General features: G+C 62.3%; 30 protein-coding genes and 1 riboswitch. Of the genes, 17 read left to right on the top strand and 13 right to left on the bottom strand.

Translation table 11 applies throughout. The features are described from left to right. The 4 genes from AC3WVQ_RS12290 to AC3WVQ_RS12275 are packed head-to-tail and all read left to right on the top strand — an operon-like array spanning position 1 to position 6,243. Complete coding sequence (locus tag AC3WVQ_RS12290; RefSeq protein ID WP_492382754.1) at positions 1–1,590, top strand: tail fiber domain-containing protein; 1,590 nt, start codon at positions 1–3, stop codon at positions 1,588–1,590. Continuing rightward, entirely contained in the window at positions 1,587–1,856 is a 270-nt protein-coding gene (locus AC3WVQ_RS12285; RefSeq protein WP_492382753.1) for a hypothetical protein, read from the top strand. Before AC3WVQ_RS12290 ends, AC3WVQ_RS12285 begins: the two co-directional genes overlap by 4 nt. Then, the gene (locus AC3WVQ_RS12280) at positions 1,856–4,195 is read left to right on the top strand and encodes a hypothetical protein (protein WP_492382752.1); all 2,340 of its coding nucleotides are present in this window, start codon (positions 1,856–1,858) and stop codon (positions 4,193–4,195) included. The genes AC3WVQ_RS12285 and AC3WVQ_RS12280 overlap by 1 nt, the downstream gene beginning before the upstream one ends. After that, a complete protein-coding gene (locus AC3WVQ_RS12275) occupies positions 4,195–6,243 on the top strand; it encodes a hypothetical protein (protein ID WP_492382751.1) in 2,049 nt (682 codons plus the stop codon). Before AC3WVQ_RS12280 ends, AC3WVQ_RS12275 begins: the two co-directional genes overlap by 1 nt. On the opposite strand, the gene AC3WVQ_RS12270 is transcribed toward AC3WVQ_RS12275, so the two are convergent. From AC3WVQ_RS12270 to AC3WVQ_RS12260, 3 genes are read right to left on the bottom strand one after another with little or no spacing between them, the layout of a single operon-like run. Next, the gene (locus AC3WVQ_RS12270) at positions 6,213–6,473 is read right to left on the bottom strand and encodes a hypothetical protein (protein WP_492382750.1); all 261 of its coding nucleotides are present in this window, start codon (positions 6,471–6,473) and stop codon (positions 6,213–6,215) included. The two genes, AC3WVQ_RS12275 and AC3WVQ_RS12270, sit on opposite strands and share 31 nt — an antisense overlap. Positions 6,474–6,488: 15 nt before the next feature. Further along, positions 6,489–6,629, bottom strand: coding sequence for a hypothetical protein (locus AC3WVQ_RS12265; protein ID WP_492382749.1), 141 nt, complete (start codon positions 6,627–6,629; stop codon positions 6,489–6,491). Continuing rightward, positions 6,613–7,077, bottom strand: a complete 465-nt coding sequence (locus AC3WVQ_RS12260) for a hypothetical protein (protein ID WP_492382748.1) — start codon at positions 7,075–7,077, stop codon at positions 6,613–6,615. The genes AC3WVQ_RS12265 and AC3WVQ_RS12260 overlap by 17 nt, the downstream gene beginning before the upstream one ends. A 129-nt stretch (positions 7,078–7,206) precedes the next feature. Between AC3WVQ_RS12260 and AC3WVQ_RS12255 the strand changes: the two genes are divergently transcribed. The 6 genes from AC3WVQ_RS12255 to AC3WVQ_RS12230 all read left to right on the top strand — a co-directional run bounded on the left by AC3WVQ_RS12255 (position 7,207) and on the right by AC3WVQ_RS12230 (position 11,108). Then, on the top strand, positions 7,207–8,718 hold the full coding sequence (locus AC3WVQ_RS12255; protein WP_492382747.1) for an autotransporter outer membrane beta-barrel domain-containing protein: 1,512 nt from the start codon (positions 7,207–7,209) through the stop codon (positions 8,716–8,718). Beyond that, on the top strand, positions 8,718–9,188 hold the full coding sequence (locus tag AC3WVQ_RS12250; protein WP_492382746.1) for a hypothetical protein: 471 nt from the start codon (positions 8,718–8,720) through the stop codon (positions 9,186–9,188). Before AC3WVQ_RS12255 ends, AC3WVQ_RS12250 begins: the two co-directional genes overlap by 1 nt. Positions 9,189–9,220: 32 nt before the next feature. Further along, positions 9,221–9,886, top strand: coding sequence for a hypothetical protein (locus AC3WVQ_RS12245; RefSeq protein WP_492382745.1), 666 nt, complete (start codon positions 9,221–9,223; stop codon positions 9,884–9,886). A gap of 81 nt (positions 9,887–9,967) precedes the next feature. Beyond that, on the top strand, positions 9,968–10,288 hold the full coding sequence (locus tag AC3WVQ_RS12240) for a cell wall anchor protein (protein ID WP_492382744.1): 321 nt from the start codon (positions 9,968–9,970) through the stop codon (positions 10,286–10,288). A gap of 4 nt (positions 10,289–10,292) precedes the next feature. Further along, positions 10,293–10,643, top strand: coding sequence for a hypothetical protein (locus AC3WVQ_RS12235; RefSeq protein ID WP_492382743.1), 351 nt, complete (start codon positions 10,293–10,295; stop codon positions 10,641–10,643). A gap of 93 nt (positions 10,644–10,736) precedes the next feature. Continuing rightward, on the top strand, positions 10,737–11,108 hold the full coding sequence (locus tag AC3WVQ_RS12230) for a hypothetical protein (protein ID WP_492382742.1): 372 nt from the start codon (positions 10,737–10,739) through the stop codon (positions 11,106–11,108). A gap of 10 nt (positions 11,109–11,118) precedes the next feature. Here the strand turns inward: AC3WVQ_RS12230 and AC3WVQ_RS12225 are convergent, their stop codons facing one another. Continuing rightward, positions 11,119–12,156: an LPO_1073/Vpar_1526 family protein gene (locus AC3WVQ_RS12225; RefSeq protein ID WP_492382741.1), complete on the bottom strand. Its 1,038-nt coding sequence runs from the start codon at positions 12,154–12,156 to the stop codon at positions 11,119–11,121. Next, positions 12,153–12,311: a hypothetical protein gene (locus AC3WVQ_RS12220; RefSeq protein WP_492382740.1), complete on the bottom strand. Its 159-nt coding sequence runs from the start codon at positions 12,309–12,311 to the stop codon at positions 12,153–12,155. The genes AC3WVQ_RS12225 and AC3WVQ_RS12220 overlap by 4 nt, the downstream gene beginning before the upstream one ends. 99 nt (positions 12,312–12,410) lie before the next feature. Between AC3WVQ_RS12220 and AC3WVQ_RS12215 the strand changes: the two genes are divergently transcribed. The 3 genes from AC3WVQ_RS12215 (at position 12,411) to AC3WVQ_RS12205 (ending at position 14,569) form a co-directional block, all read left to right on the top strand. Then, a complete protein-coding gene (locus AC3WVQ_RS12215) occupies positions 12,411–13,349 on the top strand; it encodes a hypothetical protein (RefSeq protein WP_492382739.1) in 939 nt (312 codons plus the stop codon). A gap of 374 nt (positions 13,350–13,723) precedes the next feature. Beyond that, positions 13,724–14,050, top strand: coding sequence for an ATPase inhibitor subunit zeta (locus AC3WVQ_RS12210; protein ID WP_060515850.1), 327 nt, complete (start codon positions 13,724–13,726; stop codon positions 14,048–14,050). Positions 14,051–14,170: 120 nt separating this feature from the next. After that, complete coding sequence (locus tag AC3WVQ_RS12205) at positions 14,171–14,569, top strand: hypothetical protein (RefSeq protein ID WP_090294399.1); 399 nt, start codon at positions 14,171–14,173, stop codon at positions 14,567–14,569. Here the strand turns inward: AC3WVQ_RS12205 and AC3WVQ_RS12200 are convergent. Together AC3WVQ_RS12200 and AC3WVQ_RS12195 are read right to left on the bottom strand one after the other, a co-directional pair. After that, positions 14,566–15,756: a glycosyltransferase family 4 protein gene (locus tag AC3WVQ_RS12200; protein ID WP_090294396.1), complete on the bottom strand. Its 1,191-nt coding sequence runs from the start codon at positions 15,754–15,756 to the stop codon at positions 14,566–14,568. The two genes, AC3WVQ_RS12205 and AC3WVQ_RS12200, sit on opposite strands and share 4 nt — an antisense overlap. A 358-nt stretch (positions 15,757–16,114) precedes the next feature. Beyond that, positions 16,115–16,543 carry a hypothetical protein gene (locus tag AC3WVQ_RS12195; protein WP_146242993.1) on the bottom strand — a complete coding sequence of 143 codons (429 nt, stop codon included), beginning with the start codon at positions 16,541–16,543 and terminating at the stop codon, positions 16,115–16,117. A gap of 42 nt (positions 16,544–16,585) precedes the next feature. On the opposite strand from AC3WVQ_RS12195, the gene AC3WVQ_RS12190 reads away from it, so the two are divergent. Both AC3WVQ_RS12190 and AC3WVQ_RS12185 read left to right on the top strand, forming a co-directional pair. Then, positions 16,586–16,939 (top strand): hypothetical protein, encoded by a 354-nt coding sequence (locus AC3WVQ_RS12190; protein WP_034791958.1) that lies wholly within the window; start codon positions 16,586–16,588, stop codon positions 16,937–16,939. Between the two features lie 186 nt (positions 16,940–17,125). Continuing rightward, positions 17,126–18,142, top strand: a complete 1,017-nt coding sequence (locus tag AC3WVQ_RS12185) for a glycoside hydrolase family 26 protein (protein WP_090294394.1) — start codon at positions 17,126–17,128, stop codon at positions 18,140–18,142. A gap of 158 nt (positions 18,143–18,300) precedes the next feature. Here AC3WVQ_RS12185 and AC3WVQ_RS12180 read toward each other — a convergent pair whose 3' ends face one another. The 3 genes from AC3WVQ_RS12180 to AC3WVQ_RS12170 all read right to left on the bottom strand — a co-directional run bounded on the left by AC3WVQ_RS12180 (position 18,301) and on the right by AC3WVQ_RS12170 (position 20,407). Continuing rightward, positions 18,301–18,540 (bottom strand): DUF982 domain-containing protein, encoded by a 240-nt coding sequence (locus AC3WVQ_RS12180; RefSeq protein ID WP_034791960.1) that lies wholly within the window; start codon positions 18,538–18,540, stop codon positions 18,301–18,303. Between the two features lie 245 nt (positions 18,541–18,785). Further along, positions 18,786–19,508, bottom strand: coding sequence for a GntR family transcriptional regulator (locus AC3WVQ_RS12175; RefSeq protein WP_090294484.1), 723 nt, complete (start codon positions 19,506–19,508; stop codon positions 18,786–18,788). A 104-nt stretch (positions 19,509–19,612) separates the two neighbouring features. Then, the gene (locus AC3WVQ_RS12170) at positions 19,613–20,407 is read right to left on the bottom strand and encodes a DUF1194 domain-containing protein (protein ID WP_034791962.1); all 795 of its coding nucleotides are present in this window, start codon (positions 20,405–20,407) and stop codon (positions 19,613–19,615) included. A gap of 147 nt (positions 20,408–20,554) precedes the next feature. Here AC3WVQ_RS12170 and AC3WVQ_RS12165 point away from each other — a divergent pair, with 147 nt between their 5' ends. Together AC3WVQ_RS12165 and AC3WVQ_RS12160 are read left to right on the top strand one after the other, a co-directional pair. Continuing rightward, positions 20,555–21,901, top strand: coding sequence for a glucoamylase family protein (locus tag AC3WVQ_RS12165; protein ID WP_110818703.1), 1,347 nt, complete (start codon positions 20,555–20,557; stop codon positions 21,899–21,901). Between the two features lie 2 nt (positions 21,902–21,903). Next, entirely contained in the window at positions 21,904–22,770 is an 867-nt protein-coding gene (locus tag AC3WVQ_RS12160) for a ferric iron reductase (RefSeq protein WP_492382738.1), read from the top strand. A 38-nt stretch (positions 22,771–22,808) separates the two neighbouring features. Here AC3WVQ_RS12160 and AC3WVQ_RS12155 read toward each other — a convergent pair whose 3' ends face one another. From AC3WVQ_RS12155 to AC3WVQ_RS12145, 3 genes are all read right to left on the bottom strand, one after another. Then, positions 22,809–23,606, bottom strand: a complete 798-nt coding sequence (locus AC3WVQ_RS12155) for a CbtA family protein (RefSeq protein WP_110818702.1) — start codon at positions 23,604–23,606, stop codon at positions 22,809–22,811. A 197-nt stretch (positions 23,607–23,803) separates the two neighbouring features. Further along, positions 23,804–23,980: a CbtB domain-containing protein gene (locus tag AC3WVQ_RS12150; RefSeq protein WP_034791966.1), complete on the bottom strand. Its 177-nt coding sequence runs from the start codon at positions 23,978–23,980 to the stop codon at positions 23,804–23,806. A gap of 41 nt (positions 23,981–24,021) precedes the next feature. Further along, positions 24,022–24,283, bottom strand: a riboswitch (cobalamin riboswitch). Continuing rightward, a complete protein-coding gene (locus AC3WVQ_RS12145) occupies positions 24,282–24,974 on the bottom strand; it encodes a TetR/AcrR family transcriptional regulator (RefSeq protein ID WP_110818701.1) in 693 nt (230 codons plus the stop codon). Its footprint overlaps the riboswitch before it by 2 nt. Positions 24,975–25,030 lie beyond the last annotated feature (56 nt).

The following is a 25,030-nucleotide window of genomic DNA, read 5'->3' as shown; positions in this document are numbered from 1 at the left end:
ATGGGCTTGTATCCTGAAGCTCCCAAATCCCCCGACCCGAAGTCGACCGCCTCGGCGCAGACGGCCACGAACATCGGGACCGCGGTTGCCAACAACCTCATGGGCAACGTCAACCAGGTCACGCCAGATGGCACTCTGAAGTATACCTACACCACCCAGAAGTGGACCGACCCGCTCAACGGTAAAGTCTACGATCTGCAAGTGCCGACCGCGACGCAGTCGCTTTCCCCGGGCCAGCAAGCGATCAAGGATCAGGGCGACAAGGCCGAACTGAACCTCGCCACGCTCGCAGCGAGCCAGTCGGCCAAGCTGAACGATCTGCTGGGCCGACCGGTCGACACGTCGAAGGCGCCGGCGGCGGGGGACCCTTCGAAGATCGGACTGCCGCAGTATGCCGGCTATGGAACGGGACCAACGCTGCAGACGTCGCTGCCGAATGCCGGAAACATTAAGTCGTCGATCGCTGGCGCCGGTAACATTCAGCGCGGTGTTGCGGACGCGGGCAAGATCCAGACGTCGCTCGGTGATACCGGCGACATCACTCGCAACTACGACGTTGATATCGACACGTCGCGCTATGAAAACGCGCTGATGGAGCGGCTGAACCCGCAGCTTTCACAGAGCCGCGCGGCGCTGGAAACGCAATTGGCGAACCAGGGCCTGCAACCCGGCTCCGAGGCCTTCAACAGGGCGATCGATGCGGCGACCCGCCAGGAGAACGACGCGCGCATCGGCGTGATCCTGAACGCTGGTCAGGAACAGTCGCGCCTTGCAGGCCTCGCTCGCGACCAGGCGACGTTCCAGAACTCGGCGCAGCAGCAGAACTTCAATCAGGCACTCGCGGCTGCCGGTTTCTCCAACCAGGCGCAGGCGCAGCAGTACGGCCAGAACGCCAACAACATGCAGCAAGCAAACGCTGCTCAGGCGCAGCAGTTCGGGCAGAATGCGGCCCAGTTGGAGGCAAACAACTCGGCCCAGGCGCAGAATTTCCAGCAGGCACTCGCGGCGGCTGGGTTCAGCAATGACGCCAACCAGCAGATGTTCCAGAACCGAAACACGACGACTGCGGCAAGCAATGCGCTGAAGGATCAGACCTTCAACGCGCAGCAGGCGAAGCTTTCGGCCCAGAACAACGCGCGAGCGCAGTACCTGAACGAGCTCTACGCCGCCCGAAACCAGCCGATCAACGAGATATCGAGCCTGCTTTCCGGCGCTCAGGTAACCAACCCGAACTTCGTCAATGCTCAGGGCGCGACAATCCCGACCGTCGATTATGCCGGCCTGGTTCAGCAGGACTATGCGAACAAGGTCGGCGCCTACAACTCCAAGCAGGCCGGTATCGGCTCGATTTTCGGCGGTTTGGCTGGTCTCGCCGCGCTGTCCGACAAGCGTGCGAAGAAGGACATCAAGCGCGTCGGCGGCCTCTATGAATACCGCTACAAGGGCGAGGGCAAGGATGCTCCGAAGCGCATTGGCGTCATGGCGCAGGAAGTCGAGAAGGTTCGTCCCGATGCGGTCGTGAAAGGCAGCGACGGCCTTCGTCGCGTCAATTACGGCGCCCTCTTTGCCGCAGGAAGGAAGAAGGCATGAACCAGCTCCCATTGCTCGGCAACCTGAGGCGCCCTGACAGCACCCAGAACCGACAGAAGCTAGCCGAGGAGCTTCAAGCCAGGATCATGGGGCAGCCGATGCCCCAGAATGCCCCCGCTGGCGTCGGCGCGCTTATGACTGGCATTGCGGCCGGCGCCGCGAAAAGGAATGCCGCGTTTCCGACCGCTCCGGGCGGGGCGACGCCGTCACCGTTCACCGGTCTCGCCAATTTCTTCACGATGGGCCGAAGTGGAGGGCTCTATTGATGGTCAATTTTCTGTTCGGCGGAAACACAGGCGAGACGGCCGAATCTCTCGCCCGCAAGCGCGGTATTGAGGACGCGATCGCGCGTCAGATCATGGGATCGCAACCGAAGACGGCCCAGGAGGGCATCGGTGCGCTCTTGAGCGGCATCGGCGTGGGTATCAGCCGGTACCGGACGGATCGCGCGCAGAAGGAAGGCACCGACGCTGCGACGTCTATTTTCAATTCGATCCTTGGCACGCCCGCTCGCTCGCCGGCCGCCAACGGCTCCGCACCTGCCGTCACGCCCGGTGCCATGGGCGGCAACATGCGGAAGGTCGACGGCAAGGGAAATGTCCCGGTTGCGACCGCCGGCAACGACGAGATCCGAAACGGCATCATGGCATCTGCTAATGCTCTCGGCGTCGACCCGGTGGACCTGGCGACAGCCATCTCTTACGAGACCGCCGGTACCTTCGACCCGACGAAGAAGGGCCCGAGGACGCAATGGGGCCAGCATCAGGGGTTCATCCAGTTCGGGGAGCCTCAGGCGGCAGAGCACGGCGTTGACTGGAATAACCCCGTCGGCTCGCAGCTCGGCGAGAACGGTGCCGTCGTCAGCTACCTGCGCAAGGCCGGCGTGAAACCCGGCATGGGCATGATGGACATCTATTCCGCCATCAATGCCGGCGGTGTCGGCCGCTATGGCGCATCGGACGCGAACAACGGTGGCGCTCCCGGTACTGTGGCCGACAAAGTCAACAATCAGATGGCGGACCACCGTCAGAAGGCGCTTGCCTTGCTGGGGCAGGGCGGCGCCACCGTCGGCGAGCCTATGGCCTACTACGACGATAGCGGCATGTCTGTGGAAAGCCGTCAGCCGTCAGTCACTCCTGACGCTCAGACGCGGCCGTCTGGAAATGCTCGATCGACGGTCGAGGCCAACGCGCCGGGCAACGCCGCCGAAGCGGTGACGGCGATGGCTGGCGGCAACATGCCGGCGACGAGCCCGTTCGTGTCTCCCTTCGTCGATTCTCGCATGCAGTCGGCCGCGGCTGCCAACCAGGCCGGCGCGTCTCTTTCCGAAGAGGTGGCCGCATTCGAGCAGACGCCGGAGTACGCTGCTCGCTTCCCGGGCCGCAACGTCGGCCCGTCTTTCCCGGGCAAGGAAGCCGACGACATGGCCGTTGCCGCGCTTCCGCAAGCGGTAAACGTGGGAGCAAACCCTGTTCCACCGAACTCTCAGCCTCTCGCCAACACGCAGATCCCTGCACAGTTCGCGGGCTCGCAGCAGCTTGCCGGTGCGGAAGGCGGGATCATGAACGCCCTCAACGGTGGAACGCCAGCGACGCCGCAGCAGGTCGCGCAGGCACAGGCGGCCGGGCAGCAGCAGCCGGGGCCGGCTGCGCAATCTACAGGCGGTGTCGATCCGCGGCTTTATCAGATCCTGACGAACGACTTTGCGTCCCCGGAAATGAAAGCCATTGCGCAATCGATGATCGAACAGCAGATGCTCGCGAGCGATCCGAAGCGGCAACTGGAGATGCAGAAGCTTCAGCGGGAACTGGACGCCCCGCGCAAACGTGAGACTTCAGTCGTCAACGGCCGGCTCGTCGACAACCAGACGGGCCAGGTCATCGCCGAGTACCCTGATGCGAACAAGCCGACAGCGGACCGGCAAAACTACGAGTACTATCGCGATTTTGAGGTCGCGAACGGGCGCACGCCGCTGGGGCCGCTCGAATGGGAGCAGGCGCAGCGCAAGGCCGGTGCCGGAACCACGAACGTCACCGTCGGCGAAAGCGACAAGTTCTATGAGAACCTGGACAAGAAGAACGCCGAGACCTTCGCGGCTCTCTCCGAGACCGGAATGCAGGCAAGGGCACGCATAGGGCAGATCAACCGCCTGGAAGGTCTGTTCAACAACATGCCGCAGGGCATCGAGGGCGGTTTCAAGAAGCTTGCGGGTGACTGGGGTGTAGCGATCGGCGAAGGCACAAGCGACATTCAGGCAGCGTCCGCGCTGCTTGAAAAGATGGTTCCCGAGCAGCGCGCGCCGGGGTCCGGTCCGATGTCAGATGCCGATATCCGGATGTTCCGGGCATCGCTTCCCCGCGTCATCAACCAACCAGGCGGTAACGAGCTCATTTTCCAGACCATGCGCGGGATCGCCGAGTATGAGCAGCAAATGGGCGTCATCGCGGACGCGGTCGCTGACCGTGAAATTACCCCGGCAGAAGGCCGCAAGCGCATCCGCGACCTGCAGAACCCGCTTGAAAACTACAAAATCCCGGACGGACCGACCCCAAATGAGGGGACCAAGAAAACCCGGACCGGCGTAAACTGGGGCTACGAAGAATAATGGGCACGCTCACGGTAAATGGCGTCAAGGTCAAGGTCGATGACAGCTTCAAGACGCTGTCGCCTGAAGAGCAGGAGGCCACCGTCAACGAGATTGCTGCGCAGATCGCTGCCGGCGGCAAGGGCAACACTCCCGCGCGCTCCGGCGGCGTTGATGGGGCGGTGCGCTCGGTCGCGCGTGGAACGCTCGGCATCGGCTCCTATCTCGACGAACTCGACGCCGCGACGAATGCGACGCTTGCCCCGCTGGTCGATCCGTTCTTGCCCGATAGCTATGAAAAGCTGCCGGGTGAGACTTGGGGCGAGCGCTACGACCAGGCGCTCGGCATCCAGCGCCGGAAAGACGACGAATACGACGCCGACAATCCGAAGCTATCGACCGGGCTGCAGATCGCGGGCGGTGTCGGCTCGGCCGCTGCACTGCTTCGGGCCGCTCCGATCATCGGTAACTACGCGCTCGGCAATACCGGTGCTTCGACTGGCGCCCGGGCGGTGTCTGCTTTGGCCGCTGGCGGCGGAACTGGTGCTGTTCAAGGTTTCGGCGCCGGTGAGGGCGGTGCGGGCGACCGGGCGAAGCAGGCGGGGCGGGAAATGGCTATCGGCGCTGGGACAGGCGTTGTCATGCTCCCTGTCGCTGCCGGCGCCAACAAGCTCGCGTCCACTCTCGCCCGCAAGATCCTGGGCGAGAGCAACGACGCGCTGTCTACGGTCACCGACCAGGCGCGCCGCTACATCGTCGACGAGTTATCCGATCCGGCGAAGGTCACTCGGTACCGCGATTCCCTCGATCAGCTTGGCCCTGACGCCATGCTGGCCGACGTCTCACCGGAGTGGCTTGGTGTCGCGCGCGGTGCCGCAGCTCGTCCGGGAACACGCGGTCTTATCGTCGATCCGCTCAACGAGCGCAGCGGCTTCGCAAACACGCGTCTGCGCACCGACGTCGCCGATAACCTCGGCCCTGACCCGGTGCCGTCGCGCGTGGACCGTACGCTTGCCGGCGACCAGGACCAGGTCAGGCAACGCTATCGGCCGGTGATGGCGGAAAGGTCGAACTACGATTTCACGCCCATCACCGACACGCTCGAGGATGAAATCCAGAGGACGCGCGGACCGGCGCAGCGCCAATTGCGGAACGTCCGGCAGATGCTCAACGTCAATGGGCAGGACCTCGTCACGACTGACCCTGCCATTGCCTTCGAGACCCGGCAGGCGATAGACGGCATTCTCGAAACCGAGCAGAACCCGAAGGTGATTTCGGCTCTGACAGAGGCCCGCCAAATGATCGACGACGGTCTGCGCGCGTCGGTGCCGCGGATCAAGGAAGTTGACGGTCAGTTTGCTGAAATCGCACGCCAGCGGGAGGCGTTGGGCGAGGGGCGGGCAATCCTGAACAATGGCGCTACCGCCATGCGCCCGTCCGAACTCGACGACGCGCTTCGTCACGGCGCCCTTCCTCAGGGCGAAATGGTCGGGCCGTCTGGTGTACCGCTCCGCATGCAGCAAAGCTCGCTAGGCGAGATCTATCGGGCGATCGGCACGGAAGCCAACGACCTCAACGCGCTGCGCAAGACGGTTCGAGGCGAGGGCGATTGGAACCGGGAAAAACTGGGCATGCTGTTCGGCCAGGACCGGGCCGACAACGTGCTGAACTCGATAGATCGTGAAAACGTCTTCGCTGATACCGCAAACCGCGTCGCGCGCGGCTCGGACACGGCGATGGGCTCACGGTTCAATCAGTTCCTCGATGAGGTGTCGAAGGGGCAGGAAATCCCCTCGGATGCCACGCTGACGGGGACGGCGGCCAAGCTGTTCAAGTCGATCATGAAGAGGGTGGTGCAAGGCAACGCCGAGACGAACGCCGGCAAGCTGGCGGAAGATATCGGTCGTCTCAGCGTAGCCACAGGTTCGACCCGAGACCAGATCGTCGAGGCGATCCTTCGGCGCGGCCAGCAGAATGTGATTGATCAGCAGCGGGCATCGACGGTGCGGGCTCTTACGCGGGCTGGCGGTCTCGCCGGTTACTCGGCCCTGCCAGGCGTGCGGAACTGACGGATGGCGTCGCGACGGCCAAGGAAAAAGCCGACGCAAAGGCCGAAAATCACCCCGTCGATAATCCAGATCAGCTCCTCGGGAACGAGATCAACTGCCCATCGGACCCCGAGATTGACGGGGATCATCACAGCCAGGACGATCACAGCCGTTAGCACGCCGATGATTTTCAGCGCGGCATGAGACGGTTCGTTCGGGTTGTGGTCGATCTGCATGGCCTTAAAATACACGAGATCGGGGTTTGCTCAATCCTCGGATGGTAGGGGGATGTACCCCCCGCCTGTCAGCCAGTCCCTGAGGAGGATGACGATCGCCTCGTCTCTCGTGATGCCGCGTTCCTTCGCGAAGGCGGCGAGTGCTTCTTCGACGTCAGGTGGAAGGGACATTTTTCTTCTTCTTCGGTTTGGAGGCCGCAAGCACCTCGGCAGCGTCAAGCGCACCGGCTGGGACGTTCGGCGCCTTGAACATCGCGACGATGATGGAGTTCTGGTACGTCGGGATGTTGATCGGGTGGCCGCCTGTATAGGTGGTGTTTGCGTAAGCCGTGTTGCCGTAGACGTTGACGGTCGTGTTTCCATACACCGGCGTGTTACCGGCGTAGATCGATCCGCTCTGCGAGCCGGCCTGCTGGATGATGTAGTGGGTGTAGCCCTTAGCAAGGGTCGATTCAGCAACCCGTTGCTGCATTTGCCCTCGGGCAATGGCGATCGGGATCAGTCCCCGCGCGTCGACGTCGATCTTATAGACGTTCTTCGAGAGCGCCATTTCGTCCTGGCTGACGCAGCCAGACAGGCCCACGACGGTAGCGAGAACCGCAGCAAGTTTAAGTTTCATGATTTCCCCCAGGCATTGATGGGGGGAATGAAGCAAATCGCCGAGAAGTTGTCGAGGCAATTCTAAAATACGAACCCGCAGAACTTACAAGGCTCCCTTACCGGGAGCCTTTTTTCATGGAGAATGCCAATGCCCAGGACAGGCGGTGTATATAGCCCACCGGCAGGCACCAAAGGCGTGCCCGGAACGACTATCCAGTCGAGCCCTTACAATACGTGGGTCGACGACCTGACGGCCGACGCAAATGCCGCTCGCCCGATCACGGCAGGCGGTACTGGGTCGACGTCGGCAAGCGCTGCTCGAAGCGCTCTCGGGCTCGCAATCGGTACGAACGTGCAAGCCTATGATGCTGGCCTTCAGTCCATCTCTGGCCTTACGACTGCTGCCAACCAGATGATCTACACGACCGGCGCTGACGCCTATGCGACGACAGCGCTGACGCCGTTCGCGAGAACATTCCTCGACGACGTGGATGCTGCCACCGCCCGGGCGACGCTCGGCGCGAACGATGCTAGCAACCTGACGGCAGGCACGGTTGCGGATGCGCGCTTGCCAACATCGATGGCCGGCAAGACCTTCACGACCGCTGTCACGATGGGCGACGGTGACTTCACGGACGGTGAGATTGCGCTGACGATCGCCACCGATCGGCCGTGGACGCTCCGGCAGCGGGGAGAAGCCGCGACGGCGAACCTTTCGCTGGAAAACACCGCGAACAAGGCAATCGGGTTCTCGTCAGACAATGTCTACGCGACCCCCGTCATCTTGTTTACACCGGTCACGGGCAGTGCCTCGATCACGGTGGAAGGGAACACGGTCTGGCATGCCGGAAATGATGGAGCAGGCTCTCTCCTGGATGCGGACCTCCTCGACGGTGCGCAAGGCTCGTTCTATCGCGATCTGGCCAACGCAACGGGAACGCTACCGGCTGCCCGCGTCTTCGGCTCATATTCGATGACAAGCCTGACACTGGGCCCAGGTTCGGCGGCGGTTGACGGAACTGACCTCCTGACATTCAGCATGGATCGCTCCTGGTTTGTGCGTCAGCGTGGAGCGGATGCCACGGCCACCTTGTCGATCGAGAACATCACCGGCAAGCAAATCGGGTTCTCCGCAGACGTCACCTATGCCGGCCCGGTCATCACCATCAACCCTGTGACCGGTTCCGCTTATATACAGGTCGCCGGCAATACGGTCTGGCACGCGGGGAACCTCGCTGTTTCAACCTTCGGCGCCTCGTTGATCGACGACGCTACGGCAACAGCTGCGAGGGCCACGCTGGCTCTTGGCGGTCTCGCGACGCTGAACTCAATCGAGAACAGCCTCTGGTCTGGGACAGATCTTTCCGTTGCCAACGGCGGTACCGGCGCCTCGGACGCTGACACCGCGCGTGCCAACCTCGTGGCTGCCGGCTTCTCGACGAGCTCCAACGTCAACGAGACCTCTTTCCCCATCGGGCATCCGGTCATCTCGTTCGGCGCTGCGGGTAACCGCAACGGCACAGCAACGCTCACGCTCTCCGGTAACCATCGATACGAAATCGCCGGGGCCGGCACAGCACTCGCCGGCACTTGGCGGCGTAGAGGATCGGTTGTCGAGGGTGGCGCAGATACTACCAACCTTTGGCAGAGGGTAGCATAATGCAGCTTCATGAGGTCATCTCAGCACGCGAGACGGCAACGCCAGGATCATTGATCGTCGTCGTCGACATCACGGATTCGGATGGGGACCGTTACCAGGCAGATTTTGGCTATGTCCCGGGCGACCCACACGGATTGACCCCCGCGGTGGGGCAGTGGCTTGCGGATCATCCGGGATTCGAAGTCTCCTCCTATGTACCGCCAACGGAGGAGGAGCTGCGCGCCCTGATGCCGCCGCTCACCGCGCGACAGCTTCGCTTGGGGTTGCTGGACGCCGGTATTTCGCCTTCCACCGTCACGACCACGATCGGCGCTATGCCGGCGGGTCCAGACAAGGATAAAGCCCAGATCGAATGGGAGTATGCGACCACGTTCAATCGCTTGCACCCGCTGATCGCGACCGTTGGCGCCGCGCTCGGCCTCTCTGACGTCAAGATCGACGCCATGTGGCTGGCTTCCGTCAGCCTCTAACCTCTAACCTCTCTCCAAAATTCAGGTGAAACATGAACAGAGCAGCGTTTTACGCCGCCCTGCGCCGGAGCACGTCTGGCGTATTCGGAAAGTCCCTTTCTAAGACTCAGGTCGAGGGCGTCGAGACGATCCTCGACGAGGCCCAGCGCCGTGGCACAAGTCGGCTTCATCTCGCGGCTATCTTTGCGGAGGCATATCACGAGACCGGCGGCGCCATGCAGCCGGTGACAGAGAACCTCACCTACACAGCGAAGCGGCTGACGCAGGTGTGGCCGGGTCGGTTCCCGACGCTCGCCAGCGCGCAGCCGTTCGCGAACAACCCGCGTAAGCTCGCCAACAAGGTCTACGGCGGCCGGCTCGGCAATACCGGCGCTGATGATGGCTGGCTCTTCCGGGGCAGGGGCCTCGCCCAGATCACCGGCAGGACGAACTATGCCAAGTTCGGCATTGCCGGCGCACCTGATGAGGCGGGAAAATTGTCCGTCGCCGTCCGGATCCTCTTCGACGGCATGGAGCGCGGACTCTTCACCGGCAAGAAGCTCGCCGATTACGACTACCTGGTGACGACCAAGCCGGAAGTGCCTGGCTACCGCTTCTATGCCTCACGCGCGATCATCAACGGCGACGTTCAAGCGAACGGCTCGAAAATCGATGCCTACGGCAAAGCCTTCGAGGCCGCCCTTCGCGCCGCCGACTGACGCTCTTTGCATGCGGCGATCGACGCGCGCCGAATTCAGAACGCGCCGCTAATCACCTCTCCAACATCGAAGGACCATCACATGAAACGCATGCTGCTTTGCGCAGTGGCGGCGCTCTCGCTCGCCTCCTGCACGACCACCGGCTCGATCAACGCCGCCATCCAGAAGAACCTGCCGCAGATCTGCTCGGCTGCAGCCACGGCGCATTCTGCGTTCGTCATCGTTGCCAGCACCGGCAACGTCAAGCCCAAGACGGTCGCGAAGGAGGCGGCAGCGTGGGCGGCGCTCGAAACCGTCTGCAGGGATCCGGGCAGCGTCACCGCCGCAACAGCACTCGTGAAGGCCGCCGAGGCCTACGCCGCTATCACGGTCGCAGTCCGCGAAGCCAAGGCGGTGGAGTAAGCCAATGGACGCTAAGCAGGCCCTCGAAGAGAAGATCGCTCTGGCTGTAATCGGAGCGGTGGGAGATCCGGCCGTGCCGGCTGACGCCGCCGCGGCTCGCCCGATCATCAATGCCGTTTCCGAGAAGATCGCGCCAGCCATCGTCCATGCGACGAACAACGAGCCAATCTGGCAAAGTCGGGTGACGATCGGCGCGGCGGCCGGTCTCATCGGTGGCACCTATGGCCTCGTGCTCGACTTCCTCGACGGCACCTTGCCGACGGCTGAAAGCCTCACCGCCCAGGTCGTCGTCATCGCGGGCGCCGCGCTCACCCTTTACGGGCGCTGGGCAGCAAAGAAGCCGCTGGGCGAATAACGGTGACGAAAGGTCGCTCTGGGGACGGGGCGGCCTTTTCCATGACAAGCATTGCGACACAAGGGGCAAAGAGTGAGCAACGGGAATGATGAGATGACCAGCGTTCGAGCACCAGTCTGGAAATGGGAGTGGAACCTAAACACCATCGCGCTCCTCATCGGCTTTGGCAGCGGACTCGTTGCCTGGGGCATGACATGGGAGCGGATGGCGGCTAACCAGGACGCCCACGCGACAAGTCTCGGGAAGCTTGAGGACCGCGTGACGAAAATCGAGACGACGATTCGTCAGATCGACAACCACGAGCTCCGGCTCGTCTCGGTCGAGAAGCAGGCTGCGGAGGCGGCTACTTCGATGCGTGCCGTCGAAAGCACACTCAACAATCTGAGTTCTGACATGCGGCTCGTTAGGGAGATCCTGCAACGATTGGAGGAAAACGGTCGCGGTCCAAGGATGCGGTCACAATAGGGCGGGGCCGTTACTTGATAAACAGCGATAAGTCCAAATCGAATTGCGAGAGCCTTTTAAGATTCGCGTGAGCGATAACGATCCCCACTGACGTGAGAGCCAGGCGGCTGATCATTGAGTTATCCCAGACGTCGAACAATTTTTTGGCGTCGGGAAAATGTGGATTGAGGATCGAAATAATAAAATCGCGTCCCCCAAACCCCTGCATATTGATGTTCCACAAATCGATAACTTGGCTTTCCGGCAAGGTATCGCTGAGCATGTTTAGAAGGTCCTTGCGCGTCAAGACCGCCAGTTGAAACCGAGAAGGATCATGAAGGCATGGGATTATAAGGTCAGGGTGAGATCCTATGATTTGGTCCTCATACTGATCGTACTCACTCCTCTCGACGCCCCGATGGAACAAGCCCGCGTACTTTTCTCGAAAAAGTTCCTCCAGCGTTTCTTTCGGCATGGCGATCGACGCGCACGAATGTGCAGCCAGATAGTGATAGCTCGTAGGATCAAGTGAAATCTTGTCGAGGAGCGGCGCGGCATGGGTTGCGAAATCTTGTATGAAAGTCGCTATTGAACCGGCGTTGACCGTAATGTTGCGAACGAGGAATGCGAGCGACAGCTCCGCAAACTCTTCCTCTGTCAGCGCTGCGGACCTCTCGATCGCGTCATTAAGACTAAGGCGAAGTCGCGTCCGATCATTTTGCGCCGAGCGGTGGACCAGCAAGTCCACGAGCACATCACTAAGCGCGTCGTCTCCGCTTCGTGCACATGCCTGCTGCGCTTTCCTTAAAGCGAATTGGAAATCGGGATCGGCAAACGCTTGAGGGTTAGCAAGGTCTGACTTTTCAAATGCTGAGACAATTCGCGATTCCAGATCCGCCAAGCGTTCCTCGACCTTCAAGTTCGCCGACTCGGTCAAGACCATCAGCTGCTTGCTGAGGGTTTCTATGACCTGAATCATTGGAGCAGCATCGAAGGTCGTCAGGGTGATGTCCCCGGCGGCTTGAAGCACGACGCCACCCTGTGATTCAGCATTCTGTTTAACGCTCATTTCAGCTTCGTATCGCGGCCGGACTGAATGATTGTCGAACCATTGTCCGCCTTTGCGCTTTGGGAACGGCGGTTAATTACCCATTTTCCTCCTACGAACGCTAATCCAACACCTATCAGCACTGAAATCGCCCACAGTATGGTTTCAGTTTCCATCGTATCCTCCGGTTTTACCTTCTGCCTTTTACTACTTGCAAAAGAGTTCACCTACAATGAGGGTTGGCAAAGTCTCCGACGCTTAGTGAGGTGTAGCGCATGGCCTATCGCATTTACCGACGGGAACCAGTCACAAAGGGATTGTGGTATTACGCGGTCGAATGCAAGGGGTGTAATAAACCGGCATATTTGCTCGAGGACACCTCTGGCGGGAAGAAGAAGGTCAACATCGGGGGAGATGGCCAGTTAAGCGTGCCTTGCCTTCGTTGTGCGCACGATGATTTATATTCGACGCTGGACTTATTTGTAACCGAGGCATCAGAAGATCTGGCAGGAGGGCGGCCCGAGCGCGTGGCGACCTCCTCCGCACAGCGAAAACCCCTCTGGAAAGCCTACCCAAAGGCCAAGACAACTTTTGGCGTCGGCTATATTGAGGACCGGCCTTCTGCCGCAGCGATAGTCGGCAGAATTATTACTGCCTGGGCTGATGTAGAGGTTGAAAGCGGTCGATTGCTGGCTGAGCTCATGGGGGCCAACGTACCGACCGCTGTCGCGGTTTTTGGTGCACTGCGCAACAGTCGGACACAACACGACGCGCTTATCGCAGCAGCTGAAGTCGTGCTCGACGAGCGCGACCTCGAATTATTTCAGGCACACCTATCCCGCAAAGCTTCGTTGGAGAAGGAACGCAACGACTTGGCGCACGGCTGCTATGGAGTTTCGCTGTCCATCCCCGATCACGTAGTTTGGATCTCGCAGGCAGACTACATGGCGTACTCCGCCGGTGGTGGAGATCCCGACGCCTTTAGGCGCAAACAATTCGTGTACGAGCTTGGGACGCTCGAAAGGATCGCTCAAGAAATTGAACAGCTTTATGACCAGTTGGGATTTTTCAGAGGTTACCTGGTAGCTCGGCGAAATCCGGATGGCGGGAAGACTTTCCGGGACTTCAGATACCCGCAGCTTTGCAGCCAGCCTCATATAAAACAGGCCCTGGATCGCATCCGGAAGGGGCGAGACCGAGATTCTGGTGAATGACGCTTTCATACTCGCTTGAGTAGCGACGTTCTTGGGCCTCAGGCCAGCAAGTAGACAGGAAATAGTGGGACAAGCCCGACAGAAAACATAACACTATCAAAGAGTAATTTTTTGTCCCACTTTCTAGCATCTTGTTGATCTGAAACGCTTTTCGTGACACCTCCGGGCCCACCAGTCACTTGCGAACATTGAATTTTCTAGGTTTTCTGGCTGATTTTTGCCCAGATTTGATGTGCGCGCAGGTTTGGGACATTTCCAGCGATTTTGTACGACGCGAAATTGCGCACGGCATGTTCCGCCAACGTCGGATAATCCAACCCTCTCCCTCGTGGTTTCTGCTAGGATGGCCGGCCAGGCAGCAATGGAGAATTTCGATGGCTGGTCCGGGCGCGGAAATGGTGCGAATCGTACGTCGCAACAAGCTGGTTGGCTTTTGGGCGGCGGAGAAACTGGCCCTTGCCGGCGAAAATGCCAAGACCTACTCGGATGGTCTTGCGATGGCGGCGCTGGACGTCGAACGCAGCGACATTCTTGCGATCATTCGAAGAGACTTTGACGCGGCAGGCGTGGTCCAATCCGACGACGACATTCTGGCGGTCATGAACGTTTGCTGGCTGGAGGCGGGAAAACGAACAAAGGGGTCAGACGGCAGCGATGCAGCGCTGGTGCAGATTGCACGTCACCTCATGCAAGGATCGTGAGCGACGGATCCTCTCCGGCGCAACAGCTATTCGGGTGCCACGAACGTCGATGCCGGCAAGCTGCTGGTCAACGGCAACCAGTCGATTGCAACCGGACTGACGACGGTTGGTTCTGGTGCCGTGCCCGGCGGCAGCGGCACGATCGGCGGCAGCGTCGTCCTGAACGACCGCGGCACGCTGGCGCCCGGCAACAGCCCGGGAACGTTGACGATCAATGGCAATCTGTCGCTCGCTGCCGCTTCCTTCCTCGATTTCGAATTCGGCCAGGCCAATGTCGCCGGTGGCGCGCTCAACGATCTTGTCGATGTCGGTGGCAACCTGGTGCTCGACGCCACGCTCAACGTTTCCGTCCCCTCCGGCGGCAGCTTCGGCGCCGGCATCTACCGGGTCTTCAACTGCGGCGGCACGCTGACCAACATTGGTCTACAAAGCGCTCGCCTGTCACGACCGCTTTGTCAGGACATACCCTTTCCGAGGCCACGTTCGCAGTTGTCTCCGCTAACGCGGCCAGATCCTTAGCCGGAAGCGGGGATGGCCCGGGGCTTCATCGTGGCCCTCGGGGTGCTCGAGTTTTCCAGTGCCGAGAGCGCCACGGCGTCCCATTGGGAGAGGATATGTTCGGCGTCGTAGCGTCGGACATTGGCTTCGGCGTTGTCCGCGAGACGGGCGCGCAGGGTCTCGTCGCCCATCAGGTTGGAGAGGGCTTCGGCCAGGGCGTTGATGTCGCCGTTTTCGACGAGGATGCCGTCGTCGCCGTTGGCAATCATGTCGGTCGGGCCCCATTCGCAGGCGAAGGAGACGACGGGGAGGCCTGCGGCCATCGCTTCAAGCAGGGCGATGCCCCAGCCTTCGTAGCGGGATGACAGGACGAAGAGGTCGGCGGTTTCGACCCAGAGGCCGGGTTTCGCGGTGACGCCGGGCATTTCCACCCGGTCGGCCAATCCGAGCGCGTTGCGCTGGGCTTCCAGCGCTTTTCTCGCCTCGCCTTCGCCCCAGATGACGAGCTTCCATTCGGGGTGGTCGCTGGCCGCCTTGGCGAAGGCTTCGAGCAGCAGATCGAAGCCCTTTTGCTCAGTCAGGCGCCCGACGGCGGTGAGCACATTGTTGCCGCGCTTCTTTTGCCAGCCGTCGGGCAGATTGATCGCATTGGCGATCACCCGGCTGGAGCGGCGAACATTCGGCGGGAAATAGTCCAGCGCGCCCTTGGTCATCGTCACCAGCGCAAAGGCGCGCGGGTAGAGACGAAGCTGCAGCCATTTCCAGAAGGGGCCGAAGGGCTGCGCCGCCGGGTTGTTGCGCTCGGACACGATCACCGGGAGCCTGAGGCCTCGCGTTGCGAGCAGCGTCAGCACGTTCGTGCGCGTCAGGAAGCTCAGCACGAAGTCGGGACGGGTGCGGCTGATCGTCGAGCGCAGTCGGTAGAGCCGCCTTGCCACCAGCCAGGCGGCCCGCAGCTTGCCAGCCTTCTGAACCGGCACGTCGAGCCGCTCGATGGTGACGCGCGGATCGAGCCTGTAATAGGGTTCGGAGGTCGGCGCTTCGAGCGTAATCACCGTGACGGTGCAGCCGAGGCGGGCCCAGTGGCTGGCAACGAGACTGACGACGTGCTCGGTGCCGCCGGCGCCGAGTGCAGAAACAATGATGGTTATGCGCGCGCCAGCGATGCCGGCGGCTCCGACGATGTCGGCACCTGTATCTTGATCCAATTTGGATTGCCCCTCGCTCTCCGCTTTCTATTATTAACAACTCCTTAAATTCTCGCAATGGGACTTTCGCAGTGTGGTAAACGCGCTGGCGAACAGCCGATCGCGGCTGGCCGGCGCGCAGTTCGCATGTCCCATCGGCAAGGCAAGACCAGACGTTGGAAGGCCTCAGCCCGTGCAATGGGCGCCGAGGATGGGGCGGGTTGAAGCGGCGCGCGGGGGAAGGTGTCGTCTCTGGGAATACCGGGCGGCTGGTGCTCGCAGGGCTACCGTGCGCGCAAAAAAAATGCCCGCGGGAGGCGGGCAGTTTTGGAGTGGGCGCATACGCTCAAACATGTTGCGCCTCGCTCCAAGGTGGCCGTCAGAGGTCAAGGATCCGTAAATGCGCGATAGCTAAAAATAGCGAATGGCAGCGGCCCGTCGTCCCCGCCAGCCGCCGCCGTCCGGATTCCAGCGGAGAACCGGTGGCTGGGGTCGATTTTTTGTCCGGGGATATCAGCCGTAGCATCGGCCGGATATTGCCACCGGGCGTGGTGGCGCGGAAGCGGCAGAGACGGGTCGCCGTTCGCCGATGCCGTGATACAGGGGCCCGGCAAGCCTTTGCTTTTCCGTATTTGTTTCGCTCATAGCCCACGCCGATGCCTGCGTCCGCCGTCCGCAAGGCGTCGATGTTCGCCAGCGCAAGGCGAAAGCGGCGGCACAACCATGGCGGAATCTCTAAGAAAGGAATTGTTAATTTAAGCAATGAATAATGAAAAAGGGGGTTGAAGATCGCCACCTTTTCGCCCAAAGGAAGCCCCAGGCGGCTGGACCGCTATTCGAAAGGACGTTTATGCGAATCAAAACCGCATGTGCCGGCGTAGGCCGCACCGCCGTTTCGGGTTTCAAGTTTCTCGTACCGACGACATCAGTTCTAAGCCTCCTGCTTCTGTCCGCCGGCTGCTCGTCGACGGTCGTCAGCGAAACGCCGCTGTTTGCATCGGGCCATTCGAGCGCCTATGCGAGCCCTTCGATCAAGGTCCGCAAGGAAGAGAAGCAGCTGAAGATCGCCGAGGCGGATGAAGACATCGTCGAGCCGGCACCGACGCGCAGGCGCACGGCAACCTACCTCGGCCGCGCGCCCTATATCTGCTCGCCGAGCGGCTTCGGGCGCACGTCGCACTGTTTCCTCAGAGCCTCGCTCTAACGGTCTGTCGCGTTCGGGAAGGCAGGCGCAATCGATCATGGAGACGGGGCGGTTGCCAGCCTTGGCGGCGGCCTTTTTGCCATCCGGGCATGACGCCCACGGCCTCGCGATCGCACCGGCTTCCAGCGCGCAGCAAGCCATGTCTGGTTTTATGCGGTGCCAGATGTGGCACGCCGGAGAAAATCGTTGCCTATTGCTGTCCCAAGATCGGTCCTCGGTGCTGGCGCGCTGGCGCTTCTGGCGGTTGCCGGAGTCACGCCGGGCCGCGCGCAGGATTCCGTAGACGGTATCGACCGGTCGCTGACGACCGCCGCCATCACGCCTGAGGCAAGGGAGCGGGAAACACGCACGGTCGAAATCGGCGTTTACGATCCGCATGATGCGGTCGCATCCAGCGACGCGCTGACACTTGAGCATGTCTTCGTCTACTGGCAGAAGCCGGATCGGGCGCAGCTGAAACGGAAGTTCGCAAATGCCGCGCGACAGGGGCGGGCGCTGATGCTTTCAGTCGAGCCCTATACCCATGCCGCCGACTGGCGCGCCGGCGGCAACCGGCTGTTTGCCGATATCGGCAACGGCCGCTTCGATCGCGAGATTACCGATATTTGCACGCGCGCCGCCGACTTCCGCGGGCCGGTCTACGTTCGCTGGGGCCATGAGATGGAAGAGCCCGGCGAGCGCTATCCCTGGGCGCGGCGCGACAGCGAAGGCTACAAGACGGCGTTCCGCTACTTCGTCAGCAAGTGCCGGGAACTCGCGCCGGCCGCCCGCTACGTCTGGTCGCCGAAGGGCCATCGCAATCTCGCGGCCTATTATCCGGGCGACGATGTCGTCGATGCGATCGGCATCCCTGTCTGGGGCCTGCAGAAGATGGACGTCGACTATTGGGGTCGCGAGCGTCGCTTCGGCGAAGCGCTCAAGGAAAAGTACCAGCGCGTTTCGCGTTACGGCAAGCCCGTGATCGTTGCCGAACTCGGGGTCTCCGGCTCGGCCGATTACAAGCGTGCATGGTATGCCGAAATCCTGGATCAGCAGACCTACCGCCAGGCCTTCCCGCTTCTGACGACCGTCGTCTTCTTCAACGACAAGGAGCCGTACAAGTGGCCGCTCGGTTACGGCGCGCCGGACTGGCGGCTCGACAAGGCGGCGCTCAAGGCGCTTGCCGACCGTGGACCGAAGGAAGCGGCCGAACTCGCCGACTGATCACCGCGCGTGGCATGAAATCTTGCTGATCGCAGCTGAGGTGCTTTCGGTCGGGGCGATGCGCCGATCGTCCTTCGGCGCATCGTGAAAGCTTCAAACGCCGAGCCCTTGATATCCCGGATCACCTTTGCGGTTCCGGATCATCCCGGTCGCCCGGATCAGGCCAGCAACAGGCCCGATTCCCGGGCGGCTGCGGCAAAGCAGCGGCTCGCCCGGTCCGTACTCGTCAATCCATCCAGCGCATCCAGGCAGCGCCTGAGGGCTGCGCGATATTCCCGGCCACGACGGCCCGGCCACTGCCTGAGCAGTTCCACGGCTTCGAACACCGTTCTGACCACGGTCTGCCGTCGTGCCGAAAGTTTCAGGGGGATGGGAGTGGGAAAGAGTTTCTCGCTCATTGCATTCCTCGTTCACAGTCTTTTCGAGCGAGAGGGCAACGCGAGAGCAGCGGGATGGTTCCATGTTGTCTACCGATTTTATTCGCGCTGACGGCAGGCGAGTTCTCTCCGGCTTTGCGAACCTGATCTTTTGGTTGCGTCGCTTTTGCCGACGGCGGACGAAGGGAGGTGCGGCGGGGAGCTCCATCGGGCTCGGACCGGTGTTGAAAAGCTTTGAAAATCCAGGCCCGGCGCAGGTGGCGGCACTAGAGTTCCAGCGCTGCCTTGAGGTCGGTCGACTTCAGAACGCGCAGGTCGAGGTCGGCTTCGATATGGTCGATGTGGTGGACCATCAGCCGCGCGGCCGCGTCGATGTCGCCACGCTCGATCGCGTTGACGATCTCGTCGTGTTCGCTGTGGCCGCAGCTCGAAACGGTCGATTGTCCGTAAAGCGCGATGACCAGCGAGGAGCGGGCGACGAGCTCGTCCATGAAGCGGCGCAGAATGGTGTTGCCCGAGAGGTCGGCAAGCGCCAGGTGGAAATCGCCCGATGCCTTGATTTCCGCACGACGGGCCGATTGACCGCGCTGTTCAGTCAGTTGGCGCTCGGCTGCCAGCATGCGCCTGAGTTCGGAAAGCTCCGCCTTGCCGATCTGGGCGGCGGCGGCGCGCACGACGCCGGGTTCGATCAGCCGGCGGGTCGCAAAGATCTGGCGCGCCTCGTCGATCGAAGGGTGCGCAACGAAGGCGCCGCGGTTCTTCTCGACGTTGACGAGGCCCTCATAGGACAGCGCCTGCAGGGCGGCGCGCACCAGCGTTCGGCTGACGTTGAACAGTTCGCCGACGTCGCTTTCCGAAAGCTTCGTGCCAGGCGCAAGCCGCCGCTCGACGATCGCATCGCGCAATGTATCGCGGATGTGCTGACTGCCGGTGTCGGTGGTCGGGTCTGTGGCCAGGTCGGCCTGATGGGGCGTGGTGGTCAAGGACATGAATCGATCCGCGAAGCAACGCGCCATCTTATCGTCGGACGAAGCGAAGGGAAACGACAATCTGACGCGCAAAGGTTGCGGGGGCATCGTCCGGTCTAGCGAGGCTACTTGTCGAGCTCCGGATAGACCCGGTCGAGGAAGCCCGGCCGCAATTTCTCGCCGATCAGGCAATCGGGCGCCGGGAAGGCATCGACATAGCGTATGGTCGGCGGCGGTGGCAGGCCGCTGACTTCGAGCACCAGTTTCTGGCGGATCGCGATGGAGAAATCTTCGGGCTCGTGCACCGGCAGCACGAAGGAGCCGGGGCCGCCGATGACACATTCGGCATAGTATTGGTCAAGCGGGCCGGTCGAAACCGACGGGCGGATGAGGATGGCAAGCCCGTTGATGGTGATGCCGCGCGTGATCGCGATCTCGCGGGCTGGAAGCACCGGCGGGCCGATGTTGTTCGGCCCGTCGCCGGAGATGTCGATGACCCTTCGCACGCCGCTGAACGCGTTGGAATCGATCAGCGCCGTGCCATAGGTGATGGCGTTGGAGATGGAGGTGCCGCGGCGTGTGCCGACCGGCCGCGCTTCGATCAGCTTGGCGAAGGCGTCGGCGTCGGCGGCATTGTCGATGACCTTCCAGGCGACAACGGAGGACTCGTTCACCGTTCCGGCCCATTCGAAATAGCCGATGGCGATCTTGCCCAGCTGGCCGCTTTCGACCGCATCAAGGAAGTCGCGATGCCGGAGTGCCTCGACATAGCCGGCCCGCTGGATGCGGGCCTCGTCGAGATCCATCGAGCCGGACATGTCGACCGCCAGGATCAGTTCGACGTCGACATTCGTCGCCTCGGCGGTCGATGGGCTCGGGCCACCACTCAATGAAAGGAGTAACGCCAACACGCTCAACATCGCTTCAACCAGTCATTGCGCGCGGTCAGATTAGAAGACTGTAACACAAGATTGGATTTCGGCGACCGTTTGGGTGTAGTTGGCCTTCACTAAAGAGTGATTTTGCCGGTTCCTGCATGAGGCCGGATGTCGGACAGGAAAGGCGAAATGCCGCAGCGTACGGAAAATACTGAGCGATTTCAGATTGATCGATTGCAGCAGGCGGCGTTCGGGTATTTCCTCGAACATTCGGATCCGGTCACCGGACTGATCGCCGACACCGCGTTGCCGGGCGCGCCGGCGAGCATCGCTGCGACCGGCTTCGGCCTTTCCTGCTATCCCATCGGCGTCGAGCGCGGCTGGCTCTCGCGCAGCGATGCCGCGCGGCGGGTGGCGACGACGCTGCGCTTCCTTGTCCAAAGCCCGCAGTCCCGCCACCGGCAGGCGACCGGCTATCGCGGCTTCTACCATCACTTCCTCGACATGCGGACCGGCGAGCGCACCTGGCAGAGCGAGCTTTCGACCGTCGATACGGCGCTGCTGATCGCCGGCTGCCTGACCGCCTCTGCATATTTTTCCGGTAGGGATGCGGACGAATGCGAGATCCGCGCTCTTGCCGATCGGCTCTATGCGCGGGTGGACTGGCGCTGGGCGCTCAATCGGGGCGACACGCTGACGATGGGCTGGCGGCCGCCGGGGCGGTTCTTGAAGCATCGCTGGCGGGGTTACAGCGAAGCGCTGCTGCTCTATGTGCTGGCACTCGGCGCGCCCGACCATTCGATCGAACCGGAGCACTATGCGGCCTTTGCCGAGGGCCATGACTGGATCCCGGTCGACGGCCGGCCGCATCTGCATGCGGCCCCACTCTTCATCCATCTCTTTCCGCAGGCCTGGCTCGATCTACGCGGGCTTTCCGACCGGCCGATGCGGGAGCGGGGGACGGATTATTTCGAGAATACCCGACGCGCCATTGCCTTGCAGCGGGACCATGCGCGCTCCAATCCCGGCGGTTTTGCCGGATATGGCGAGGACCTGTGGGGCCTGAGCGCCTGCCATGCGCCCCGCGGCCGGCTGCGGCTTGCGGATGGGCGCCAGCAGCGGCTTTTCGGCTATGTGAACCGCGGCGCACCCTACGGCCTTGATGACGGCACGCTGGTGCCCTGGGCGCCGCTTGCCTGCCTGCCGTTCGAGCCGGATGCGGCGCAGGCCTCCCTCGTGCATATGGCAGACAGTTATCCGGGACTTCTGAGCGAAGGGCGCTTTCCCGGCGGCTTCAACCCGAGCCTGGCCGCCGGCGCAGGCCCGGAGGGCTGGATCGATGCGCGGGTCGTCGGTCTTGACCAGGGCCTCGTTGTCATGATGATCGAGAACTGGCAAAGCGGCCTTAGCTGGGCACTGATGCGCAGCATGCCGGCGATCCGCCTCGGCCTTGAACGGGCGGGCTTCGACGGTGGCTGGCTGCAGGAGGGGGAAGGCGCGTGTGGTAATCCGCCCGCATCCTGCGCCAGAGGATGAGAATGGACGACGGAGACGGCATGCGCTTGAACGACCACCGGCCGACAGCGGAGACCGCGGCGTTTGCGCCGCAGGCGCTGGCCGTCGCCGACCATCTGCGTACCCAGTTTCCCGAGGCTGCCGTCTCGCTCGGGCCGGCGGCCAGTGATTTCAGCGCGCCGGGCGACTTCTGGGCTGCGGGCAGCGCTGGCCTCGAGGCGGGGCTCGCCTATCAGGATTTCTTTGGGGTCGGCATGACCGACCGGATCCGGGCGGCGCATCTGATCGCCTTCTATAGCCGCCAGCTGAGCGTGGTCCTTGGCGCGTTCCATCTCGGCGCCGGGTTGCAGGCGGAGGTGGCCGGCATTCGTTTCGAGGATTGGACGCGGCTTCACCGTGGCGTCGAAATCGCGGGCAAGCGCTATCATTTTCGCCTGCATCCGCCGGCCACGGAGCGCCAGGGTGGCGAAGGCGTCAGCGCATTCGAACAGGGCTTCATCGCCCATCTGGCACCCGTCGTTGCGGTTCTGAAAGCGCGAGCAGGGCTGTCGAGCGGGGCGCAATGGCGGCTCGCGGCCGATGCCCTGGCCGGCGCGTTCCTGGAAATCGGCCGCGCGATCGGCGACGAGGCGCGCGGCATGGCCGAGGCGCTGGCGATCGTCAAACGACCGGGTTCGCGGCTCTACTCAGAGGAGCTCTGCTACGAGCAGATCGCGGCTCTCGATCCGGCAAGCGGCGCTGAGCTGTCGCGCCAGTATCGGATCCGTTGCGGCTGCTGTCTCTACTTCAAGACGGAAGGGGGCAGTTTCTGCGACACTTGCGTGCTGCTGGAGCCGGAAGATCGCCGCGCGCGGCTGGCGGCGCATCTCATGCAAAACGGCGGGACCTGAACCCCGCCGTCGCTTTGCTGACGATCTGTGATCAGTGATCACTGTGCCTTGACGAAGCGCTCGTTGATGAAGCCGGAGACGACGCCGAGCACGATCCAGAAGGCAAGCGTGGTGGCGAGTGCGGCAACCGCAAACTCGGCGCCGAGCACGGCCGGAACGTTGCTGGTGATATCGAGCGGCTGCGGCGCACCGTAGACATGGGGTGCTGCGATCAGCACCAGGCCTGCGACCTTGGAGACGATCTCCTCGCGCAGGACGACGAGATAGAGGCCGACGGCGGAGAGCGCCACGGTCACCAGCCACCAGGTCTGGCGGTCGCCGAGTTCGGCTGCCGGAAATCCCGGCAGTTCCGGCGGCAGACCGATCGCCGGCAGCATGTGCACGGCAAGCCAGCCGCAGGCGCCCCACAGCGCGCCGTTCCTGAGCGTGATCGGGTAGCCGATCACCAGGCTGACGCCGGCGAGCAGCAGGCCGAAGCCGGAACCTGTGACGAGGTTCGCCATCAGCGTGCCGGAGAAGCGGCTCATGCCGAACATGATGCCGCCTTCCTCATGCTCGCCCTCATGGGCATAGGCCGGGGTGATCGGCGACAAAGCGTCGAGGAAAGCGCCGAACGGCGACACGGCTTTGAGCGACGAATGCTGGTCGTGGTTTTCTGCGGCCGGCTGTGCCGCACCCGGCTGGGCGGCGGGCTGTTCGGTAGCGGCCGGTGCCTCGCCTTCGAATTCTTCTGCATGCAGGATCAGCGGTGTGACGCGCAGTTCCTGGGCGCCGGTCATGAAGACACCGGCAATCAATCCAGCCACGATCGCGGCCAGAAGCGTTCTGACAATCATCTTGAAATCCCTCGATAACGACAAAAGCCACGCCCTATGGCGTGGTCCTCGAGCCTTCCCATTTTCCCTATGCTGCGGATGGCCTTCGCGCGCCGGAAAAACCGGGATGCACGCAGCCCTCCATCCGGCTCGGGCCGGATGCGTTCAGGTCCGCAGATTGTTCGATGCGGAACGTTGTTCACGTTCCGGCGCATCGGTCAGTGGCAGGGGAAGCCGTAGGAGTGGCGGGTGTCGTGCGCCGTGTCGTGCAGCACTGCCGAGTTGGCAAGGCCGGCGCCAAAGACGAGGAATGCGCCGATGAAGAGCGCGATGACGCCAGCGGTCAGACGATCGCTGAGGGAGAGCGGGGTGCTCGAAATGGTAGACGTAGCCATGACAACCTCCGTGATGGCATCGGGAAATTCCCGGTTGGGCCCTATGCCCGTATCGAGTGGCAGGTTTCCTGGCTCACGGCGTTGGGCTCGATGCCCTCGATCTGCCTCGCCTTCCCAGCTCGGCCGCCCTCTCGCGGTCTTGCCAGTGGCTTCTTCCGGATCGCTCCGGAACGGTGGATCGACGTCGCTCTACAGTCGCGGGGTCGGCCGTGATTTGAATGCCCAGCTTGGGTCCATCCGTCACATTCCCGTTTACTCCCGAAACACGTTCGCGTCCCGGGAACCAATCGATCCCAGATGATTAGGATTGTGTCATGGAGTTGTCAATTGAGTGCGCGCCGCCGCGCGGTCCATCCGCGACAAAATCCTTGACGGTCATGCGTTTGTAGGCTTCGACGATCTGGTCACCCTCGGCCCGGTCGACCGAGACTGCAAGTCGCATGGTGCAGTCGCCGAGATGCATGATCAGGAAGGCGGCGCTGTCGATCTCTTCGCGCGGCGTCTCCGGCACAAGGCGGGCCCAGACATCGGCAAGCAGCTTTCCGCCGGCGCGGCTTTGCGCAAGATCGATCTCGCGCAGCGCCTTGTCGGCTTGCATCGCCGACCAGATGTCGCGCATGACCGGCTCGGCGAGGAACATGTCGTAGTAGATGTCGAACAGCAGCGAGAAGGCGTCGCGCAGTTCGGCTATCGACGTGACCTTGGCCAGTTCGGCCGCGATGCACTCGTTGCAGACCGCATTGTAGCGCTCGGCCAGCGTGCGCACGATTGCCGCCTTGTCGGGGAAGTACTGATACAGCGATCCGATCGAAATCCCAGCCTTTTCAGCGACTTCGCTCATGCGCATGGCGTCGCTGCCCTTCTCCTGGATGAGCGCCGTCGCGCAGGCAAGGATCTGCTCGACGCGCTCGCGGCTGCGCTTCTGGCTCGGCGTCCGGCGCAGCGCACGCTCGTCGTCGGCGGGAAGCGTGGCGGGACTTGCATCTGGAATCATGAGTAATGCTCACATTTTGACTTGACTCCTAAAATACGAGGATTTATCACATTTGC

The sequence above is a fragment of the Ensifer sp. EB106-05-01-XG146 genome (genome assembly GCF_058791875.1).
The sequence above is the reverse complement of the archived record's forward strand: the minus strand, read 5'-3'. Positions and strand labels throughout refer to the sequence as shown.

Bases quoted from the DNA above. Each gene is read 5' to 3' on its own strand.
- AC3WVQ_RS12190 (WP_034791958.1), top strand. From the start codon at position 16,586: ATGCGAATCAAAACCGCATGTGCCGGCGTAGGCCGCACCGCCGTTTCG.
- AC3WVQ_RS12230 (WP_492382742.1), top strand. From the start codon at position 10,737: ATGACCAGCGTTCGAGCACCAGTCTGGAAATGGGAGTGGAACCTAAAC.
- AC3WVQ_RS12165 (WP_110818703.1), top strand. From the start codon at position 20,555: ATGCCGCAGCGTACGGAAAATACTGAGCGATTTCAGATTGATCGATTG.
- AC3WVQ_RS12170 (WP_034791962.1), bottom strand. From the start codon at position 20,407: ATGTTGAGCGTGTTGGCGTTACTCCTTTCATTGAGTGGTGGCCCGAGC.
- AC3WVQ_RS12225 (WP_492382741.1), bottom strand. From the start codon at position 12,156: ATGAGCGTTAAACAGAATGCTGAATCACAGGGTGGCGTCGTGCTTCAA.
- AC3WVQ_RS12180 (WP_034791960.1), bottom strand. From the start codon at position 18,540: ATGAGCGAGAAACTCTTTCCCACTCCCATCCCCCTGAAACTTTCGGCA.
- AC3WVQ_RS12215 (WP_492382739.1), top strand. From the start codon at position 12,411: ATGGCCTATCGCATTTACCGACGGGAACCAGTCACAAAGGGATTGTGG.
- AC3WVQ_RS12175 (WP_090294484.1), bottom strand. From the start codon at position 19,508: ATGTCCTTGACCACCACGCCCCATCAGGCCGACCTGGCCACAGACCCG.
- AC3WVQ_RS12210 (WP_060515850.1), top strand. From the start codon at position 13,724: ATGGCTGGTCCGGGCGCGGAAATGGTGCGAATCGTACGTCGCAACAAG.
- AC3WVQ_RS12235 (WP_492382743.1), top strand. From the start codon at position 10,293: ATGGACGCTAAGCAGGCCCTCGAAGAGAAGATCGCTCTGGCTGTAATC.
- AC3WVQ_RS12240 (WP_492382744.1), top strand. From the start codon at position 9,968: ATGAAACGCATGCTGCTTTGCGCAGTGGCGGCGCTCTCGCTCGCCTCC.
- AC3WVQ_RS12290 (WP_492382754.1), top strand. From the start codon at position 1: ATGGGCTTGTATCCTGAAGCTCCCAAATCCCCCGACCCGAAGTCGACC.
- AC3WVQ_RS12275 (WP_492382751.1), top strand. From the start codon at position 4,195: ATGGGCACGCTCACGGTAAATGGCGTCAAGGTCAAGGTCGATGACAGC.
- AC3WVQ_RS12255 (WP_492382747.1), top strand. From the start codon at position 7,207: ATGCCCAGGACAGGCGGTGTATATAGCCCACCGGCAGGCACCAAAGGC.
- AC3WVQ_RS12285 (WP_492382753.1), top strand. From the start codon at position 1,587: ATGAACCAGCTCCCATTGCTCGGCAACCTGAGGCGCCCTGACAGCACC.
- AC3WVQ_RS12155 (WP_110818702.1), bottom strand. From the start codon at position 23,606: ATGATTGTCAGAACGCTTCTGGCCGCGATCGTGGCTGGATTGATTGCC.
- AC3WVQ_RS12150 (WP_034791966.1), bottom strand. From the start codon at position 23,980: ATGGCTACGTCTACCATTTCGAGCACCCCGCTCTCCCTCAGCGATCGT.
- AC3WVQ_RS12245 (WP_492382745.1), top strand. From the start codon at position 9,221: ATGAACAGAGCAGCGTTTTACGCCGCCCTGCGCCGGAGCACGTCTGGC.
- AC3WVQ_RS12260 (WP_492382748.1), bottom strand. From the start codon at position 7,077: ATGAAACTTAAACTTGCTGCGGTTCTCGCTACCGTCGTGGGCCTGTCT.
- AC3WVQ_RS12145 (WP_110818701.1), bottom strand. From the start codon at position 24,974: ATGATTCCAGATGCAAGTCCCGCCACGCTTCCCGCCGACGACGAGCGT.
- AC3WVQ_RS12265 (WP_492382749.1), bottom strand. From the start codon at position 6,629: ATGTCCCTTCCACCTGACGTCGAAGAAGCACTCGCCGCCTTCGCGAAG.
- AC3WVQ_RS12220 (WP_492382740.1), bottom strand. From the start codon at position 12,311: ATGGAAACTGAAACCATACTGTGGGCGATTTCAGTGCTGATAGGTGTT.
- AC3WVQ_RS12250 (WP_492382746.1), top strand. From the start codon at position 8,718: ATGCAGCTTCATGAGGTCATCTCAGCACGCGAGACGGCAACGCCAGGA.
- AC3WVQ_RS12160 (WP_492382738.1), top strand. From the start codon at position 21,904: ATGGACGACGGAGACGGCATGCGCTTGAACGACCACCGGCCGACAGCG.
- AC3WVQ_RS12280 (WP_492382752.1), top strand. From the start codon at position 1,856: ATGGTCAATTTTCTGTTCGGCGGAAACACAGGCGAGACGGCCGAATCT.